Raw genomic sequence first — 18,064 nt, 5'->3', positions numbered from 1 at the left:
TCCCGGCCGAGCCGTCCGCGCCCGGCCGGACCTGTTCCGGCCCAAGCCTGCGAGGCACGGTCAGCGGGCACGCCGGCCGGGCTCGTCGTCGTCCCCCCAGCCGCGGGCGGCCAGTGCCTCGCCCAGCGACTCGGCGTGCCGCAGCGTGCGGATCATGAAGGGGACCGCGAACGCGGTGACCGAGCCGCCGGCCCCGCGGGCCCGCGCGGCGGCGCGGACCTGGCCGGCGATGGCCGCCAGGGTCCCCACCGACTGGATCGTCAGCCCGACGAGAAGTCCGGCCCGTTCCGGGTCGACGCCGAACCGCCGGAGCGGGCCGAGGCCCCGCTGCACGGCGCTGACCAGGTCGTCCACCCGGGTCGTCAGGGTGAACAGGGAGGCCGCGGCGATCGCGGCGACCAGCCGCAGCGCGATCACGAGCGCCCGCTCCGGGCCGAGCAACCACCACTGCACGGCACCGATCAGCACCAGCAGCACCGCCAGCGTGCGCAGCAGCGGCCGGACCCGCCGCCACGGGATCCGGGCGACGAGGTAGCCGAGCGCGACCAGCCCGCACGCCGCCCCGAGCACGCGCGGGTCGGCGGTGAGCACGGTGCCGGTCACGAACGCGAGCACGACCAGCAGCGACGGCCCGGCCGGCAGCCGGTGCAGCGGGCTCGTCCCGGGCTCGTGCAGGCCGAGGAGCGTCACTGTGCGCAGAGCTTCCGGTAGTAGGTGACGGCCGGCTCCGGCTCGTCGTCGGCGACGACGCGCCCGCCGTCCAGGACGACGACCCGGTCGAAGCCCTCGAGCAGGTCCAGGTCGTGCGTGGCGAGCAGGACCTGCTGGCGCAGCCCGGCCAGGCGCTCGGCGAACGCCTGCTTGTTGCGCAGGTCGAGCAGGGTGGTGGGCTCGTCGCAGACGAGGACGTCCGGGTCGAGCACCAGCACCGCGCACAGCGCGAGCAACTGCTTCTGCCCGCCGGAGAGCTGGTGGGCGGGGTGCTCGACGTGGTCGCCGAGCCCGAACCCGGCGAGGGCCTCGGCCGCGAGCCGGGCGCGCTCTCGCTTGTCCCGGACGGTCCGGCGCAGCGAGAACGCGACGTCCTCGCCCGCGGTCGGCATCACGATCTGCGAGTCGGGGTCGGTGAACACGAAGCCGACCCGGCGCCGGACCGCCGCCCCGTGCCGGGCCGGGTCGCGGCCGTCCACCCGGACGGTGCCCGCGGTGGGGGTGACCAGGCCGTTCACCGTCCGGGCCAGGGTGGACTTGCCGGAACCGTTGGCGCCGATCAGCGCGACCCGGCGCTCGGGCAGCGTGAGGTCGATGCCGTCGAGGACCACCCGCTCGCCGTAGCGGTGCCCGACCCCGGCGAACTCGATCATCGGACGACCCTCCACCGGGTGGCGACGCCCAGCCCGCCGCCCGAGGAGAGCGCGGCCAGCCCGGTCGTCCCGTGCCCCTGCACGACGAGCCGGTGGAACAGCCGGACGACCAGGACCGCGCCGGACGCGCCCCACGGGTGGCCGAGGGCGATCGCGCCGCCGTCCGGGCTGACGGCGTGCTCGTCGACGCCGGTCGCGTCCAGGCAGGCCAGGACCTGGCCCGCGAAGGCCTCGGTGAACTCGACCGCGTCCGGCGGGTCCCCGGGCAGCGCGCAGATCGCGGGGACGGCGCCGAGCCCGAGCCACTCCGGCGCGCAACCGCGGGTCGCGGCGGCCTCCAGCGCGAGCCCGGGGACGCCGAGCGCGCGGCGCCGGGCTTCGGACACCAGCAGGACGGCGGCGGCGCCGTCGTTCACCCCGCACGAGTTCGCGGCGGTGTGGGTGCCGTCCGGGGTGAACGCCGGCCGGAACCGGGCCAGCCGCTCCGGGGTGAACCGGTCGCGGGGGCGCTCGTCGCCGTCGGCGGTCCCGACCGGGACGATCTCGCCGGCGAACCGGCCGGCGAGCTGGGCGGCGACGGCGCGGGCGTGGCTGCGGGCGGCGAACGCGTCCTGCCGTTCCCGGGTGATCCCGGACCGGGCGGCGACGGCGTCGGCGGCGGGTCCCATGTCCGGGTCCGGGTGCCCGGCCGGGGCGAACGGCGCGCGGGTGTAGGTGGTCCCGTCCGGCCGGGTCCGGGCCGGGGCGGTGGACGGCGACTCGACGCCACCGGCCAGGTACGCGGCCCCGTCGCCGGCCCGGATCGCGGTGGCCGCGGCGACGATCGCGGCGAGCCCGCTCGCGCACTGCCGGTCCAGGGTCATCCCCGGGACGGTGTCGCCGAGCCCCGCCGCCAGCGCGGCGACCCGGGCGGGATTGCCGCCGGGGCCGAACACGTTGCCGAGCAGCACGTCGTCGATCCGGGTGTCGGCCTCCTTCGCAAGGGCGGCGAGCACCGGGGCGGCGAGGGCGTCGACGGTGTGCTCGCGCAGCGACCCGCCCGCGGTGCCGATCGGGGTGCGGTACGCGGCGACCACGACCGGGGTGTCGTCGGGGATCACCGGTGGCTCCGTCCGCTGGTCTGCGCGTCCGGTGGAGCGGCACCCGTCCCGCGCCGCGCGCCGGAGCCCGGGGCGTCGAACGGGACCGCGTCGAGGCCGCCGTCCCGCAGCCCGGCGTCGACGGCCGCGCGGGCCGGCTTTCCGGAGCCGAGCCGGGGCAACGCGGCGGTGACCAGCCAGCGCCGCGGCCGCTTCGCCGGGGACAGCGCGTCCCGGGCGGCGGCGCGCAGGGCGTGCCGGGTGACCGTGGCACCGGGGGCCGGCTCGACGACCGCGGTGACCAGCATCCCCAGTGAGGGGTGCGGGGTCCCGGCCACGACGACGTCGGCCACGCCGGGGACCGTGCGCAGCACCTGCTCCACCTCCTCGGCGCCGACCAGCGCACCGCCGGAGGAGATCGTCGCCGAGGCCCGTCCGAGCACGGTCAGCGCCCCGTCGGCGCCGAGCTCGGCCCGGTCGCCGACGGTCGTCGCCCCGGGCCCCGCCGGTTCCAGGACGCCGGCCCGCAGCCGCCCGAGCACGGCTTGCGGGGTGTCCACCCACAGCACGCCGTCGCGCAGCTCCAGCCGCACGCCGTCGACCGGGCGGAGCGGGCCGCCGTCGTACCGGGTCGCGATCAGCGAGTGCTCGGCCGAGCCGTAGTACTCGACCAGCGTGGTGTCCGGGAGCAACCGGGTACAGCGTTCCCGGACCGACGGCGCGACGTGCGCGCCGCCGCAGACGATCACCGCGGGCGCGGGACCCGGCCGGCGCTCGTGCTCGTCGAGCAGCGCGGACAGCTGGGCCGGGACGAGGTGGACGGTGCCGGCCGTGCGCGCGTCGGCGGGCTGGAACCGGCCGCGGGTGAGGAGGCCGATCCCGTGGTGCAGCGCGTGCAGGGCACCGAACAGGTACAGCGTCGACGACGGCGGGCCCGGCACGAGGACCGGGCCGGGCAGCGCGCCGAGCGCGTCGAACCCTAGCTGCCAGGACCGGCGGGTGCGGGCGAGGACGGTCGGGGTGCCGGTGCTGCCGGAGGTCGTCGGGAACAGGAACGGGCCGGGTACTCGGCCCGCTGCGGCGACGGCGGTGCGTGCGGGTGCGGCCGCCGGCCCGGTGCCCGTCCCGCTCGGTTCCGGGACGTCGATCCCGTCGACCGGCACGACCACGTCGGCAGCGACGTCCGCGAGGACCGCCGCCCGCTCGCGCCCCGACCAGCCGGGGTCCGCGACCAGGGATGCGGCGCCGATCCGGTCGGCGGCGAGCAGGTACGGCAGCACGTCCCAGCGGGACCGGGGCACCGCGTCCAGCACGACCCGGTCGCCGTCCCGGACCCCGAGCCGGCGCAGGTGGGTGCCCGCGCCGGCGACCGCGTCGGCCAGTGCCCGGGGCAGCCGTTCCGCGGGGACGATCGGCGCCGGACCACCGGCCTCGGACGCCCGGTCGGGCGCGGCCGGAGCGTCGGGCCCGGAGGGTGCTGCAACCCCTCGCCGCGGCCGGGCCCGCGGCGCGGTCCGGGACCGACCCGCCGTCACCGGACCCGGAACTCGGCCGACGCCGGTGGGGGCAGCAGGTCGGGCAGCGCCCGGTGCACCAGTCCGGCGATCACCGCGGCCAGTACGACCTTGATCAGGTCACCGGGGACGAACACCAGCGACTGCAGCAGTCCCGCCCCGAGGTCGCCGACGAACAGGCCGATCACCGGGATGCCGATCAGGTAGTCGGCGAGCAGCCCGGCCAGGCAGGCGAGCAGCAGCACCGGCAGCCCCCGGGAGCGGACGTGCTGCACGATCAGCCCGGTGACCAGCGCGGACAGCAGCCAGCCCAGCACGAACCCGGCACTCGGCCCGACGAACGGCGCCAGGCCGCCGCGTCCGCCGGACAGCAGGGGCAGGCCGATCGCCGTGAGTACGAGGAACAGGCCCACCGACGCGGTGCCGAGCTTCCAGCCGAGGATCGCGCCGGCCAGGAGGGGCCCGATGTTCTGCACCACGATCGGGACGCCGGCGACACCACCGATACCGGGGAACAGGCCGAGCACGGCGATGAACGCGGCGAACACGACGACCCGCGCCAGTGCGGCGGCGGGCAGCGCGGAGCGGGATCCGGACACGCGCGAAGACTAGGTCACCCCCGCGTGTCGGGACACCGGATGCGCACGGCATCACTCGTACCCGCCCCGCTCGAGCCCCTGCCGGAGCGGTACCGGCCTCGCTCACGGATCCGGGAGCCGCTCGCCCGATCGCGTGAGCAGTTCCGGGTTCCGTGAGCGTTCAGGGAGGCACGGGCGGCGGGCGTGGTGGGCGGCGGGGTCAGAGGGTGCGGTGGAGGGTGCGGAAGCCGTCGGCGTCGGGGCCGGTGCCGTCGTCGGTGTAGCCGGCGCGGGTGAACAGGCGGGCCGACGCCGCGTTGCCGGTGTGCACGACGGCGGTCACCGGGGTCCCGCGGCCGGTGACGGCCCGCAGCGCCTGCTCGCCGGCCCGCAGCAGCGGCGCTGCGAGGCCGGAGCCGCGCCGCTCCGGCGCGACGGTGATCGAGACCTCCCAGCCCGGTTCCGTGCGGTCCCAGCGGACCGTGCCGACCGGGCCGCAGGCGTCCGAGACGACCAGGAGCAGGCGGTCGTCCCGCTCGAGGGAGCGGGCGAGCCAGTGGCGGTGGGTGTCGAGGTCGATCCCGGCGGTGCTGCGGGACCAGCGGCGGGTCTCCGGGTCGTTGCGCCAGGCGAGCAGCAGCTCGGCGTCGTCGAGCGTGGCCGGGCGGGCGTGCAGGGCGCTCCCCGGGAGCGGATGCTCGCCGCTGCCGCCGGCCGCGACCGCGATCGCGTCGACGATGCGACGGGCGCCCTCGCCGTCCACGACGCCGCGGGCGCGGGCCGCGAGGCCGGCCCGGTGAGCGGGGACCGTGAGCAGCGTGTGCAGCACCGCGGCAGCGGGCCCCGGATCGGCGAGGTCGCCGGCGCCACCCAACCCGGCCGCGGCGCCCGCGGCGACGACCGCGCGGTAGCCGTCGGCCTGGTTGTCCGCGGCCTGAACCAGCGCCATCGGGACGCCGACGCAGCACAGCTCCCACACCGTCGTGCCGGCCGCGCTGACCACCAGGTCCGTCTCCGCCATCGCGGCCGGCAGGTCGGGCACCGGGGGGATCGCCCGGAACCGGGCCGGGCCGCCGGTGGGCAGGTCCACCGCCCGGCCCTCCGGGACGACGACCTCGACGTCGGCCGGTGCGCCCGCCCCGGCGAGCGCAGCGACGACCCGGGGGAGCAGCCCGGCCGCGTCGGTGCCGCCCATGACGACGAGGACCCGCGGCCCTGCCGCGCCGGCCCCACCGGTATCGCCGGGTGTGCCGGGTTCGCCGGCCCCCCCGGTCCCGGGCGCGCCGATCCCGCCGGCCCCACCTGTCTCGACGGGTACGCCGGTCGCACCCGCCGTGCCGATCCCGCCGGGCGAGCCGGTCGGGAGCGGCGCACGCGAACCGCCGGCGTCCCGGAGCGCGCGCACCTGGCGGGCGCGCCGGACCGCCGTCCGCAGGGGCGCGTAGCCGGGGCCCCGGAGCAGGACCGGCGACCCGTCGTCCGGACGGGGCCGGGTGTCCGCGCCCAGGTTCGGGTCGACGACCACGTCACCGGGCCGCCGCCCGGTGGCGAAGTCCTCCACCGTGGACAGCACGGCCCCGGCCCGGTTCACCGCGTCCCGCAGGTCGGCGCCGAGCAGGTAGTGGTCGACGTGCACGGCGTCGGCGGCGTGCGCCCGTGCCAGTGCGGCCAGGTCCTCCGCGGTGTCGGCCGGGGGGAGCACCGTGCCGGGCGGGGGCCCGCCGTCGTGGAGGCCCGCCCACAGCCAGCCGAGCCCGTCCAGTCGCCCCGACCAGAACACCTCGTGCCCGGACGACGCCGCCGCCTCCGCGACGGCGGCGCACCGCACGGCGTGCCCGACCCCGGTCGACGGGCCGGCGTCGCAACGCAGCAGCAACCGCACCCGCTCAGCCCTCCGCGAGCGTCTTCTGCCGGACGTGGGCGTTCCGCGCGACGAGATCCGGCCGGGCCCGCAGCACCGACACGACCGAGCGCCAGTCGGTGCGGTCGCCGAGCGCGTCGACGAGGCCCTCCAGGGCGTGCAGGTCGTCCGCCGTGTCCAGGGTGACCCGCAGGTCGTCCGCGGCCGGGGCGACGACCAGGCCCAGGCAGCGGAACCGTTCCGGGTCGCCGTAGAGCCCGGAGGTCACGTGCACCCGGTCGTACCCGGTGGCGGTCGCGGCGAGGGTCCGCAGCGCGTCGGTGCGGGCCAGCTCGACGTCGAGGCCGCGGGGCAGCGTCCGCACCAGGGTGGTCGCCACGTAGTCGTGCCCGGGCGCGGTCCGCCAGGTGCCGGCGACCAGGCCGACCAGGGCGGGATCGAGCAGCGGGCAGTCGGCGGTGAGGCGCACCACGGCGTCGCACGGGTGCGCGTCGACGGCCTGCACGAAGCGGGCCAGCACGTCGTCGGAGGATCCGCGCACGACGGGCACACCCAGCCGGGTGGCCCGTTCGGCGACGGCGTCGTCCCCGGCCGCCGTCGACGTCGCGACCAGCACCTCGTCGATCCCCGGCGCCGCCAGGGCGGCGTGGACGACCCGGTCCAGCACCGGACGCCCGCCCAGCTCACGCAGCACCTTCCCGGGCAGCCGGGTCGACCCCGTCCGGGCCTGGACCACCGCGTTGACGAGCACCTGGTTCCTTTCGTCCGGTTGGCTGCGTGCCATCATGCCGGGCGGGGAACAGTCGCTGATATGGAGGCGTGATGTCGGTACTCGAGGGCTCGTCGGTCCTGGTCACGGGCGGGACGGGGTCCTTCGGCAAGGCCTTCGTACGCGCACTGCTGGACCGGTACGACCCGCGCCGGCTGGTGATCCTGTCCCGTGACGAGCTGAAGCAGTACGAGTGCCGCGCGATGTTCGGCGACGACCCGCGGCTGCGCTGGTTCCTCGGCGACGTCCGCGACCAGGCCCGGCTGCGGCGGGCCATGCACGGCGTCGACTACGTCGTGCACGCCGCCGCGCTGAAGCAGGTCGACACCGCCGAGTACAACCCGTTCGAGTTCATCCGGACCAACGTGGAGGGTTCGCAGAACGTCGTCGAGGCCGCGATCGACTCGGGCGTGAAGAAGGTCGTCGCGCTGTCCACGGACAAGGCGTCGTCGCCGATCAACCTCTACGGCGCCACCAAGCTGTGCGCCGACCGGCTGTTCGTGTCCGCGAACCACTACGCGGCCGCCTACGAGACCCGCTTCGCCGTGGTCCGGTACGGCAACGTGCTCGGCAGCCGCGGCTCGGTGGTGCCGCTGTTCAAGAAGCTGGCTGCCGACGGCGCCTCGCTGCCGATCACCGACAAGCGGATGACCCGGTTCTGGATCACGCTCCCGCAGGCCGTCCAGTTCGTGATCGACTCCTTCGACCAGATGCAGGGCGGCGAGCTGTACGTCCCGCGGATCCCGTCGATGCGGATGACCGACCTGGCCGAGGCAATCGCGCCGGGCTGCGCGACCCACGAGATCGGCATCCGGCCGGGGGAGAAGCTCCACGAGGAGATGATCGCCGCGGACGACTCGCGGCGGACCCGCAGGCTGGCCGACCGCTACGTCGTCGAGCCCTACATCGCCGGCTGGGGCTACACCTCGCCGGGCGGGGAGCCGGTGCCGGACGGGCAGGCGTACCGGTCGGACACCAACGACCTGTGGCTGTCCCCGGAGCAGCTGCGCGAGATGGTCGAGGCGCTCGACTAGTGCTCCCCTACGGACGGCAGTCGATCTCCGCGGCCGACGTCGAGGCGGTCACCGCGGTCCTCGGCACGGACTGGCTCACCACCGGGCCGGCGGTCACCCGGTTCGAGGACGATCTCGCGGCCGTCTGCGGCCATCCCGCGGTCGCCGTCACGAGCGGGACGGCGGCGCTGCACGTCGCCTACGCGGCGGCCGGCGTCGGGCAGGGGCAGGACGTCGTCGTCGCACCGCTGACCTTCGTCGCGACCGCGAGCACGGCCGCGCTGCTCGGCGCGAACGTCGTCTTCGCGGACGTCTGCGAGGACACCGGCAACATCGACCCGGACGCCGCGAAGGCCGCCGTCACCCCGCACACCACGGTGGTGTCGGGTGTGGACTACGCGGGGCACCCGATCGACGCGGGAGTGCTGCGGGGGATCGCGCACGAGGCGGGTGCGCTGCTGCTCGAGGACGCCGCCCACTCGGTCGGCGGGACCTGGCACGGCCGCCCGGTCGGTGATCTCGCCGATCTGACGACATTGAGCTTCTTCCCCACGAAGAACCTGACCACGGCCGAGGGCGGCGCGGTCGTCTCGCCGCGCCCCGAGCTGGCCGCGGGGGCCCGGTCGTTCCGCAACCACGGCCTGGTCCGCGACCGGGACGCCCAGCGGTTCCCCGACGAGGGCCCGTGGCACCAGGAGGTGCACGCGTTCGGGCTGAACTACCGGCTGCCCGACCTGCTGGCCGCGCTCGGATCGTCCCAGCTGGCCCGGCTCGGCGCCTTCACCGCGCGCCGCCGCGAGATCCACGCCCGCTACGACGCCGCGCTCGCCGACGTCGCCGAGGTCCGCACGCCGGTGACCCGCGAGGGCGCCGACCCGGCCTGGCACCTGTACCCGCTGCGGGTGCTCGACGGCCGTCGCCGGGCGCTGTTCGAGTTCCTCCGCGAGCGCGGGATCGGGGTGCAGGTCAACTACATCCCGGCCTACTGGCACCCGGTGTTCGCCGACCTCGGCTACCGGCGCGGGCTGTGCCCGAACGCCGAGGCCTACTACGCCCAGCAGCTGTCCCTCCCGCTGTTCCCGGACCTGGCCGACGCCGACGTGGACCGGGTCGCGGGCCTGGTGCGGGAGTTCTTCGGATACTCGGTGTGAGCACGGTGGCCGGGAACGCGAGCCGCGACGTCCTGGGCCGCGGCTCGCTCTACACCCTCGGCAGCGTCGCGCCGATCCTGGCGAACACCGCGGTCACCCCGGTCGTGACCCGCCTGCTCGGCCGCGAGGAGTACGGCGTCGTCGCGGTCGGGCTGATCCTCCTCCAGGTGGGGGCGATGATCGCCGGGCTCGGGCTGGCGGCGTCGATCACCCGGCACGGGATCCTCGAACGGTCCGGCGTGGACGGTGCCCGCGCGCTCGTGCTGCAGGGCAGCGCGCTGTCGGCGGTGCTGGTCGTCGCCGCGGTCCTGGCCGGTCCGCTGTGGAGCGAACCGGTGCTGTCGGTGTCCTGGCGGGCCGGGCTGGCGTTCGCCGCGCTGGCCGCGGCCGGGTTCGCCGCGGTGCTGAACGCGCAGGCCTTCCTGCGCGTCCAGGACCGGCCGGTGCCGTTCGTGGTCATGTCCGCGGTCGCCACGCTGGGCGGGCCGGTGACCGGGCTGGTGCTGGTGCTGCTGCGGGCCGGTGACGCCGACGACTACCTGCTCGGCCTGCTCGCCGGCTACCTCGCCGCCGGACTCGCCGGGATCGCCCTGGCGCTGCGGGGCGGGTGGCCGCGCACCGAACGCGGCGACCTCCGCACGGCGCTGAAGGTCGGGCTCCCGGCCGTCCCGCACCTGGTCGCGCTGCTGCTCGTGCAGAACGCGCTGGTGCTCATCGTGACCCGGTACTTCGGCGTCGACGACGGCGGCCGCATGCAGATCGCGCTGCTCCTCGGCTCGGCGCCGGCGATGATCGTCTCCGCGCTGAACAACGCGTGGGCGCCGGTGGTGTACCGGACCGACCCGGCCTCCCGGGGGCCCGCCCTCGAACGGACCGCCCGGGACGTCGCCGCCGTGACGGCCGCGCTGTCCGGCGGGGTCGCGCTGCTCGCGCCGTTCCTGCTGTGGGTCCTCGCCCCGGCCCGGTTCGAGCCGGCCGAGCTGGTGCCGGTGTCGGCCGTGACGGCGATCGGTGCGGTGATCAGCGTCGCCTACCTCGCGAACGTGCACCTGGTGTTCGCGTCCGGGCGCAGCGGCGGGCTGGCGTTCGCGAGCCCGCTCAGCCTGCTGGTCGGCCTGGTCGCGGCCGTGCTGCTGGCCGGAACCGGCTCGCTGACCGCGGTCGCCGTCGGGTTCCCGCTGATCTACCTGGCGCTCGCGGTCGGGACGTCGCTGCTGCGCCGCCGGGTGTCGCCGACGCGCTGGCGCGAGCCCGTCCTGATCGGGCCGCTCACCGCCGGGCTCGTCGCCTGCGGGGCGGGAGTGCTGCTCCCGGCCGAGGGCGCCCTGTGGCTGTCGGTCCGGTTCGGGCTCGCGGCGGCGCTCGGCGTGGCCCTCGTGTGGCTGGTCCGGCGCATCCTGCGCCCGTGAGTGGTTATCACGGCCAGGACCGCGATAACCACTCACGAGCCGCGGAGCGGCTCCTCGGTCGACACGGGGGTGGGGAGGCCCTCGGGCAGCGGCCGGGGCAGGGCGGCCAGCGGGTGGCGCAGCCACAGCAGGGGGTTGGAGCTGCCCGCCGACATCGCCCGGGTGGAGGCCTCGGACCGCTTGGTCAGTCCCAGGACCATCGCCGCCTTGGCCAGCGGGGACGCCGCGTAGTACTGGACCGCCGGCCCGATGCTCGGCGTGCGGCCCCAGCCGAGGACCGCGCGCAGCTCGGCCGGCTCCCGCAGGTGGTCGGCACCGAGCTCCCGGCGGGCCAGCGCGGTGGCCGCGGCGTCGGCCTCGGCGGCACCGGTCTCCGGCCGCGACCCGTCCGTGCCGTCCCCGTCCGCCCCGTCGGTGTGGAACTCCGGCCACCGCGCGCGCAGCTCCGCCACCGCGTCCGCGCCCTGGTTCCCGAACGTGAGCGGATCCCCCCAGACGGCCGCGGGGGTGCCGATCGCGGCCGCGTACAGCACCGCGGTGGACAGCCGGTTCGACGACACCCGGCTCGCGTTCCCGATCAGGTGCATGATCCGTAGGAGGAAGTGCGGGTCGTCCCGCCGGCCGGCGGTGACGAGGGTGTGGCCGGCGTCCGCCCACGCCGTCGTGATCTCCGGATCCGTCATGTCCTCGTGGTGCAGGCACACCGTCGAGGGGCCGTCGACCTTCGCGACGTGGCGGGCGAGGTCGGCGTGCTCACCGGTGACCCGCACCAGCCGGGTGCCGTGGAACGGGATGAACACCGGCCCGAGCCGGTCCGACCGGGACCAGCCGTGCTGCCGGAGGAGGCGTTCGAGGTAGAGCAGCGGGGCGCCGACCGGGGTGGTCTCGCGGTCCTCGCCCGACGGCGACCAGCCGCGGCAGCCGTGCGACCAGACCAGCAGCCGTCGCCGTCGCGGGTCGGTGCCGACCCGCGGGAAGTCCGCGAAGTGCGCGGCGACCGGGGAGACGGCCGTCCAGCCGTGCTGGAGCAGGCCCGCGATGTGCCGGGGGCGGGGGAGTCCCGCGTAGGCGGCCAGGACGGCCGAGTGGCCGTAGTAGTGGTTCTGGATGTCCAAGGCCGGGCTCCGGGGCTGGCGTCGTGGTCTGGCGAGGCCGGGTGATCGTATCGAGGGCCGGGGCCTGCCGCCCGTGGCGCACGACCGGACGACCACCGGTGGCGGTCCGGTGATCGTGCGTCGCTACGGTCGGGTCCGTGGTTGCTGCGCCGGTCGTCGACGTGATGCTCCCGTTCTACGGTGACCCGGAGCTGCTGCGCCGGGCGGTGCGCAGCGTCCAGCGGCAGGAGCGTGCCGACTGGCGGCTGACCGTCGTCGACGACGGCTACCCCGACGACTCGATCGAGCCCTGGTTCGCAGGGCTCGGCGACGACCGCATCCGCTACCGCCGCAACCGGCAGCGCCTCGGCGCGCAGCCCAACAACCGGTACTGCATCGAGCAGGTCGAGCTGCCGTACTTCGTGATGATGGGCGCCGACGACCTCATGCTCCCCGACTACCTCGCCACGGTCCTCGCGCTGCACGACCGGTGGCCGGGCGCGGCCGTCGTCCAGCCCGGGGTGTCCGTCATGGACGAGCACGACGAGCCGGTCCGCCCGCTCGCCGACCGGGTGAAGGCGATGCTCGCCCCGAAGGGCGCCGGCCCGCGGGAGGTCGGTGGCGAGGACCTCGTCGTGAGCCTGCTGCGCGGGAACTGGTTGTACAACCCGTCGCTGTGCTGGCGGACGGCGGCGCTCAAGGAGCTGCCCGCGTCGGCGGACGTCTTCGACCTGGCGCTGCCGGTCGCGGTGATCGCGGACGGCGGGACGATGGTCGTCGACGACCACGTCTGCTTCCGCTACCGGCGGCACCGGTCCAGCGACTCCGGCTCGGGCGCGGCCGCCGGGAACCGGTTCGCCGAGGAACGCCGGTACTTCGCCGCCGAGGCGGCCCGGATGGACGCGCATGGCTGGCACCGGGCCGCCCGGGCGGCCCGCCGGCACGTCTCGTCCCGGCTGAACGCGGCCGTCCAGCTGCCGGGGGCGCTGGCCCGCCGCGACGGCGCCGCCCTGCGTGCCCTCGGGACGCACCTGCTCACCCGCTGACCCCTCGGCCTGCGTCGCACCACCGGTCGATCGGCACGACGGTGCCCGGAACCGGGCGAGATCGCGCGCCTCGACATGCCGATGTCTCCCGCTGTGCGCCGCGGCCCGCGGGTCGATCAGCGCGGTGCCGCCCTCGGCGGGACGAGATCGCGCGCCTCGACAGCGCGCTCCGCGTCGATCAGTACGGAGTCGCCCCGTGTGGGGCGGAAGCGTGCACCTGACGTCCGCGGTGCGTGTCGATCTGCACGTCGTGGCGCCGCAGGGGGCGCGAACGCGCTTCTCGATGCCGCGGTGCGTGGTGATCTGCGCGCGACCGTCCTCCGTGGGGCGGAATCGTGCACCTCGCCGCCGAGCCGTGAGTCGATCTGCACGAGCTCGCCCGGTCCGGGGCGGAATCGTGCCTGCCGGGGTCGGGAGGTGAGCCGATCCGCCCGCTGGTCACCCTCGGCCGAGCAACCGCTCCAGCCACCGCGAGTACCCCTGGTCGAGCCGCGCGTCGCTGACCTCGCGCCCCTCGGCCAGCCGCCGGTCCAGCGCCGCCCGTACCTCACCGGCGACGTCCGGCTTCGCGAACACGAGCTGGAAGTACGCGGGCCGCATCTGCGCCACGCCCACCAGCTCCCGGTCGCCACGCACCCGCGGCAGGTCGGTCCGCCAGGACGCGGGCGGCGGCTCGGGTGACGCGCTGGTGACGACCAGGACGGTGGGGTCGTCGGCGAGCAGCACGTCGGTCGGGCTCGCTCCGTGGGCGATCCGCTCGTCGTTGAGCCCGATGTAGTCGGTCGTCGTCCAGCCCGAGAAGTAGGGGATCGCGCCCGCGTCGGTGACGGCGACCGTGCGCCGGTCCGTGGGGAGGCCGGTGTCGGCCAGTGCGAGTCCGATCGCGACATGTGCCCGGCGCAGGTCGTCGCCGTAGTTCACCATCGTCGGCCCGTCCGGCTGGAGGAACCCGGCGACGCTCGTCCAGCCCACGACGACGACGCCGGTACCCGCGGCCAGCAGTCGCCGGTCCAGCACGTCCAGGGTCCACGCGGCTCCCAGGCACAGAAGGGGCAGCCCGTGCCAGGCGAACCGGGACAGGTAGTCCATCGCCGGAGCAGTCAGCGCCGGGATCGCGTACAGGGCGACGCCGGTCGCGACGATGAGCGCGGCGCGAGGCGCCGTCGTCCGCCGCGCCAGACCGGCGGTGGCGAGCAGCAGCAGCGGCAGCAGGAGCGCCACCGTGGTGCTGATCCAGCGGAGATCGGTTGCCGCCTCGACACCGACCTTGACGTAGAAGGTGTTCGGCAGCGGGTACCCGAAGTAGGCCCATCGCCACCCGAGATAGAGCCCGCCGGCGGCAGCTGCGGCGGCGAGCCACAGCCACGTCCGGCGGTCGCGGCGCCGGAGGACCGCCCACACCACCAGCGGCGGCCCGACCGCCAGGATCCCGTCGGGGCGCAGCATCCCCGCCACGAGGAGCAGCGCGGGCAGTTCCCAGGGCCGGACGACCGCACAGCGATCACGGAGGACCCGAGCGACGACGACGACCGACCGCAGCACCACGAGCGCGAACGGCGCCGTTTCGAGCCCGCCGTCGATGTGCACCCAGGTGGGCAGGAAGACGACGAATGCCCCGGTGGCGGTGACCGCGCCGGACCGCGTTCCCGGCTCGGTGACGAGAATCCAGACGATCGCGCTCGCACACAGCGCAGCGGTCACCTTCGACACCACCGGAAGCGGGGCCCCGGCCCACACCCAGGGCACGTGCCAGAGCATCCAGAGGAAGTTCGTGTACCCCTCGACCGGGTCCGCACCCGGGTTCCACGTCGGCCCGAATCCGCGCGCGAGGTTCTCGCTGTAGCGGTAAGTGATGTACGCGTCGTCGACCGTCACCGACCAGCACGACCAGAGCCCTACGGCCAGGACGAGCAGCGCAGCGGCCAGCAGGGCGGGGCGGGACCGTCCGGCGGAGGATGTCGCATCGCCGTCGCGCTCGATGCGGAGGCGAGCTGCGCGGAGCATGCGTGCAGTCTTGCGCCCGGAGCGTCGTGGCGGGGCGTCCGCGGAAACACGTCACATGCACCGATGACTTCCGCCCGCCACCGCGGTCGTACCCGGTATGAGCACTGAGACGCAGGCCCCGACCACCGTCAACAACATCGGGGTCGTCATGTTCACCGTCGCCGACCAGGACGCGGCGCTGGAGTTCTACACGCGCACGCTCGGCTTCGAGGTACGCAGCGACTCCCGGTTCGGGGAGAACGGCGAGCACCGCTGGCTCGAGGTCGCACCGCCCGGCTCGACCGCGCGGCTCGCGCTGAACCCGCCCATGTTCGACGAGCCCGGCGGCAGCGCGATCGGCGTCGAGACCCTCGACCTGGCCGCAGAGCACGCCCGGCTGTCCGCCATCGGCGGCATCGACATGGAGCCGCTGCCGGCCGACGACACCCCCGGCGCGCCGAAGCTGTTCATGCTCCGCGACCCGGACGGCAACGTCGTCACCGTCGTGCAGGTCTGAGGCGCCCGGTCACGGCACCGGCGGGACACCGGCCCGCACCAGCACCGCGTACGGGCCCACGTCCCGCCGTTGCCACGCCGGATCGTCGAACAGCTGCGGTGCGAACCGCGCCGGCGGCGCACCCGACCGCGGGTCGGGGAACCGGTCCTCGGACGTCGGGAGCTGCAGGGCGCCGTCCGGGGCCCGCTCGAACACGAACACCGACGGGGGCCGCACCGGGCCGCCGTCCAGCGCGCCGAGCAGCTCGGCCGGCCCGGCGGCCACCGACCACCGGCGGAGCTGCTCGGTGCGGGCCGGGTAGTTGCCGAGCGGGTTCGCGTACTGCACGGACGAGGCCTGGAACGCGAAGTACGGCGTGTAGCTGAGCAGCGTGGGGTTCGCGCTCGCGACGACGACCTCCCGCGGTGGGCGGCCGGTGAGCCCGTCGATCGTGGCGCGGAGCTCGCCGAGCCACGCGTTCGCGTCGGCCGGGTCGCCGGAGCCGTCGGGCTTCGTCCCGTCGGGCCGGTGGTCCTGCGCGGTGCTGGCCCACGCGTAGGTCTCCGGGACGGTCTGGACCTGGGCGAGGACGGCGGCCGCGGCGATCACGCCTGCGACGGCCGCGGCCGGCCGCGCGATCCCCCGCGCCCGGGCGAGTGCCAGCAGCTCGGCCGCCGCGCCCACCGCACCGCAGGCGAGCGCCGCGGTGAGGATCGGCTCGATCCGGAAGGCCAGCAACGTCGTCCCGGCCGCGAGGGCCAGGGTCGACAGCAGGTACCAGGCGTAGCCGCAGGCCGCGGTCACGCCGAGCGCGCGGGCCACCGCCGAGCGGCCGAACCGGGCCACGATCCAGACCGTCCCGGCCAGGCACAGCCCGCCGAGCGCGGTCGGTTCCAGCATCGGCAGCGGCCAGCGGGACCCCGACTCGGCGAGGAAATGCTGGCCCGCGCCGTACGACGGCGCGCCGGCTGCGGCGAGCAGGTACGGCAGCCAGTGCACCAGGGCGAGCGGCAGCGCCACCGCCACCACGACGCCGATCGTCGCGAGCAGCGGCACCGGCCGGGCGCGGCCGGTGAGCAGCTCCCCGGCCGCCAGCAGGGTCAGGACGAGGCCGGCGAACATCAGGATCTGGGTGTGGGTGATCGCGGCCAGGCCCAGCACGAGGCCGACCAGCAGCGCGGTGCGCGCCCACGGACCGCCCCGGCCGACGAGCCGCAGCCCCAGCACCGCCAGCGGCGGCACCAGCGCCCCGGTCAGCCAGGAGTACGGCGTGTACGCCGCCAGCGTCGCCAGCCCGGCGAGCGTGGTCGCCACCGCGGCGGCCAGCGCCCGGCGACGCGTCGTGACCAGTGCCCAGAGCGCGTAGGCGAGCACCGCCGTCACCGAGAGCGTCGCGATCGAGAAGACCTTGTGGAACGCCCACGCGTCCACCCCGAGCAGGGCGGCCGCGCGGCCACCGACCCAGAACCAGGCCGCCGGGTAGTACGGCGGCAGGTCGGCGTAGGCGAAGTCGGCGAGCCGCGCCGAGTCGGCGAACCGGGTCAGGAACTGCACCCGGAACTGCTGGTCACCCGAGACGCCGAACAGGTAGTGCGGGGTGTTGGCGAGGAACAGCGACAGCGGCAGCGCCGGGACCGCGGCCAGCCCGGCCCAGGTCAGCGGGGCGGCGGCCCACGGCCGGCCGGTCCACGCCGCGGCCGCCAGCACGGCGGCGACCAGCGCCCCGCCGGACGCGGTGAGCGCCAGGCCGACGTTCGACCCGGCCGGGATCGGGAGCCGCTCGGCCAGCACGGTGGCGAGCACCGCCACCGCGACGGCGACCACCGGGCCGAGGGTCAGGTCGGCCATTGCGGCGAGGCGCCGGCCCGGCCCCCACCCGATCCGCTGCTCGCCCGGCACGATCGTCAGGCCGGCTTCTTCACCGCGACGACCAGGAACGCCTTCGAGATCGCCCACAGCAGCGGGAAGCGGCGCAGCGCGGCGACCCCGGCCGCGTAGAGCCTCGACCCGCCACCCTCGGCGAGGCTGACGTCGCCGGGGACGGTGAACCGGGCGTCCAGCTCGGGCCGCTGCGCCAGCAGCTTCCGCATCCGCAGGTAGCCGGGGGCGTAGCTGGCGTCGGTGTAGTCCTGCCCGCGCCCGGACAGCCGCAGGTAGCGGTTCGCCAGCGGTAGCGGCAGCCACGCCAGGAACGGCAGCGAGTAGTGCGCCTCGATCGGCCACCAGCGGTTCGGCACCAGGATGTAGGCGACCCCGCCCGGGCGCAGGCACGACGAGATCCGCTCCAGCGCGTCGGGCTGGTCGTCGAGGTGCTCGAGGACGTTGTCGAGCACCGCGACGTCGAACGCGCCGGAGTCCGGTCCGTGCCCGAACTCGCCGATGCCCTGCACCCGGAACGTGAAGTTGTCCGCGCCACCCTCCTCCGCCAGCCGGGTCGCCTCGGCGGCGAGCGCCGCGTTCGGCTCGATGCCGACGACCTCGCGGCACATGCCGGCCAGCTCGAGCGCCGTGTAGCCGTAGCCGCAGCCGAGGTCGGCCACCCGGCAGTCGGCGAACGGGCGGTCCAGGAACGGGGCGGTGGTGAGCGCGATCTGCTTCGCGAACCCGGTCGCGAGCCGCCTGCGCTCCACCATCCGCAGCGAGCGCTCGTACTCGGGCAGGGCGGTGTGCTCGTTCGGGTCCACGTCGGGGAGGTCTCCGTTCGGGC

16 protein-coding genes are annotated in these 18,064 nt (G+C 75.8%); 5 read left to right on the top strand and 11 right to left on the bottom strand.

From position 1 onward, the window contains the following. Window positions 1-60: 60 nt before the first annotated feature. The 7 genes from H7X46_RS25425 to H7X46_RS25395 all read right to left on the bottom strand — a co-directional run bounded on the left by H7X46_RS25425 (window position 61) and on the right by H7X46_RS25395 (window position 7,180). Window positions 61-690 carry an energy-coupling factor transporter transmembrane protein EcfT gene (locus H7X46_RS25425; RefSeq protein WP_186361755.1) on the bottom strand — a complete coding sequence of 210 codons (630 nt, stop codon included), beginning with the start codon at window positions 688-690 and terminating at the stop codon, window positions 61-63. Then, window positions 687-1,364 carry an energy-coupling factor ABC transporter ATP-binding protein gene (locus H7X46_RS25420; protein WP_186361754.1) on the bottom strand — a complete coding sequence of 226 codons (678 nt, stop codon included), beginning with the start codon at window positions 1,362-1,364 and terminating at the stop codon, window positions 687-689. Before H7X46_RS25420 ends, H7X46_RS25425 begins: the two co-directional genes overlap by 4 nt. Further along, on the bottom strand, window positions 1,361-2,464 hold the full coding sequence (locus H7X46_RS25415) for a thiolase family protein (RefSeq protein ID WP_222132561.1): 1,104 nt from the start codon (window positions 2,462-2,464) through the stop codon (window positions 1,361-1,363). Before H7X46_RS25415 ends, H7X46_RS25420 begins: the two co-directional genes overlap by 4 nt. Beyond that, on the bottom strand, window positions 2,461-3,978 hold the full coding sequence (locus H7X46_RS25410; protein ID WP_370588959.1) for an AMP-binding protein: 1,518 nt from the start codon (window positions 3,976-3,978) through the stop codon (window positions 2,461-2,463). The genes H7X46_RS25415 and H7X46_RS25410 overlap by 4 nt, the downstream gene beginning before the upstream one ends. After that, on the bottom strand, window positions 3,975-4,556 hold the full coding sequence (locus tag H7X46_RS25405) for a biotin transporter BioY (RefSeq protein ID WP_186361753.1): 582 nt from the start codon (window positions 4,554-4,556) through the stop codon (window positions 3,975-3,977). Before H7X46_RS25405 ends, H7X46_RS25410 begins: the two co-directional genes overlap by 4 nt. A 199-nt stretch (window positions 4,557-4,755) precedes the next feature. Next, window positions 4,756-6,417 carry a bifunctional UDP-2,4-diacetamido-2,4,6-trideoxy-beta-L-altropyranose hydrolase/GNAT family N-acetyltransferase gene (locus H7X46_RS30180; protein ID WP_186361752.1) on the bottom strand — a complete coding sequence of 554 codons (1,662 nt, stop codon included), beginning with the start codon at window positions 6,415-6,417 and terminating at the stop codon, window positions 4,756-4,758. Between the two features lie 4 nt (window positions 6,418-6,421). After that, window positions 6,422-7,180: a cytidylyltransferase domain-containing protein gene (locus tag H7X46_RS25395; protein WP_186362901.1), complete on the bottom strand. Its 759-nt coding sequence runs from the start codon at window positions 7,178-7,180 to the stop codon at window positions 6,422-6,424. Between the two features lie 38 nt (window positions 7,181-7,218). Here H7X46_RS25395 and pseB point away from each other — a divergent pair, with 38 nt between their 5' ends. From pseB to H7X46_RS25380, 3 genes are read left to right on the top strand one after another with little or no spacing between them, the layout of a single operon-like run. Next, window positions 7,219-8,199, top strand: a complete 981-nt coding sequence (gene pseB, locus H7X46_RS25390; RefSeq protein ID WP_186361751.1) for a UDP-N-acetylglucosamine 4,6-dehydratase (inverting) — start codon at window positions 7,219-7,221, stop codon at window positions 8,197-8,199. Beyond that, window positions 8,199-9,329: a DegT/DnrJ/EryC1/StrS family aminotransferase gene (locus H7X46_RS25385; protein WP_186361750.1), complete on the top strand. Its 1,131-nt coding sequence runs from the start codon at window positions 8,199-8,201 to the stop codon at window positions 9,327-9,329. The genes pseB and H7X46_RS25385 overlap by 1 nt, the downstream gene beginning before the upstream one ends. Continuing rightward, a complete protein-coding gene (locus H7X46_RS25380) occupies window positions 9,326-10,738 on the top strand; it encodes a lipopolysaccharide biosynthesis protein (protein ID WP_186361749.1) in 1,413 nt (470 codons plus the stop codon). The genes H7X46_RS25385 and H7X46_RS25380 overlap by 4 nt, the downstream gene beginning before the upstream one ends. Before the next feature lie 32 nt (window positions 10,739-10,770). On the opposite strand, the gene H7X46_RS25375 is transcribed toward H7X46_RS25380, so the two are convergent. After that, window positions 10,771-11,853: a hypothetical protein gene (locus H7X46_RS25375; RefSeq protein ID WP_186361748.1), complete on the bottom strand. Its 1,083-nt coding sequence runs from the start codon at window positions 11,851-11,853 to the stop codon at window positions 10,771-10,773. 137 nt (window positions 11,854-11,990) lie between these two features. Here H7X46_RS25375 and H7X46_RS25370 point away from each other — a divergent pair, with 137 nt between their 5' ends. Continuing rightward, window positions 11,991-12,878: a glycosyltransferase family 2 protein gene (locus H7X46_RS25370; protein ID WP_370588958.1), complete on the top strand. Its 888-nt coding sequence runs from the start codon at window positions 11,991-11,993 to the stop codon at window positions 12,876-12,878. A 438-nt stretch (window positions 12,879-13,316) separates the two neighbouring features. Here H7X46_RS25370 and H7X46_RS25365 read toward each other — a convergent pair whose 3' ends face one another. Next, window positions 13,317-14,882, bottom strand: coding sequence for a hypothetical protein (locus H7X46_RS25365; RefSeq protein ID WP_186361747.1), 1,566 nt, complete (start codon window positions 14,880-14,882; stop codon window positions 13,317-13,319). A 97-nt stretch (window positions 14,883-14,979) separates the two neighbouring features. On the opposite strand from H7X46_RS25365, the gene H7X46_RS25360 reads away from it, so the two are divergent. After that, window positions 14,980-15,378 carry a VOC family protein gene (locus tag H7X46_RS25360; RefSeq protein WP_186361746.1) on the top strand — a complete coding sequence of 133 codons (399 nt, stop codon included), beginning with the start codon at window positions 14,980-14,982 and terminating at the stop codon, window positions 15,376-15,378. A 9-nt stretch (window positions 15,379-15,387) separates the two neighbouring features. Here the strand turns inward: H7X46_RS25360 and H7X46_RS25355 are convergent, their stop codons facing one another. Both H7X46_RS25355 and H7X46_RS25350 read right to left on the bottom strand, forming a co-directional pair. Further along, window positions 15,388-17,205, bottom strand: a complete 1,818-nt coding sequence (locus H7X46_RS25355; protein ID WP_222131433.1) for an arabinofuranosyltransferase — start codon at window positions 17,203-17,205, stop codon at window positions 15,388-15,390. A 56-nt stretch (window positions 17,206-17,261) separates the two neighbouring features. Continuing rightward, window positions 17,262-18,041, bottom strand: coding sequence for a methyltransferase domain-containing protein (locus H7X46_RS25350; protein ID WP_186361744.1), 780 nt, complete (start codon window positions 18,039-18,041; stop codon window positions 17,262-17,264). Window positions 18,042-18,064: the final 23 nt, after the last annotated feature.

The organism is Pseudonocardia sp. C8 (genome assembly GCF_014267175.1).
Taxonomy (GTDB): Bacteria; Actinomycetota; Actinomycetes; order Mycobacteriales; family Pseudonocardiaceae; genus Pseudonocardia.
This window is presented reverse-complemented; position numbering and strand designations above follow the sequence as displayed.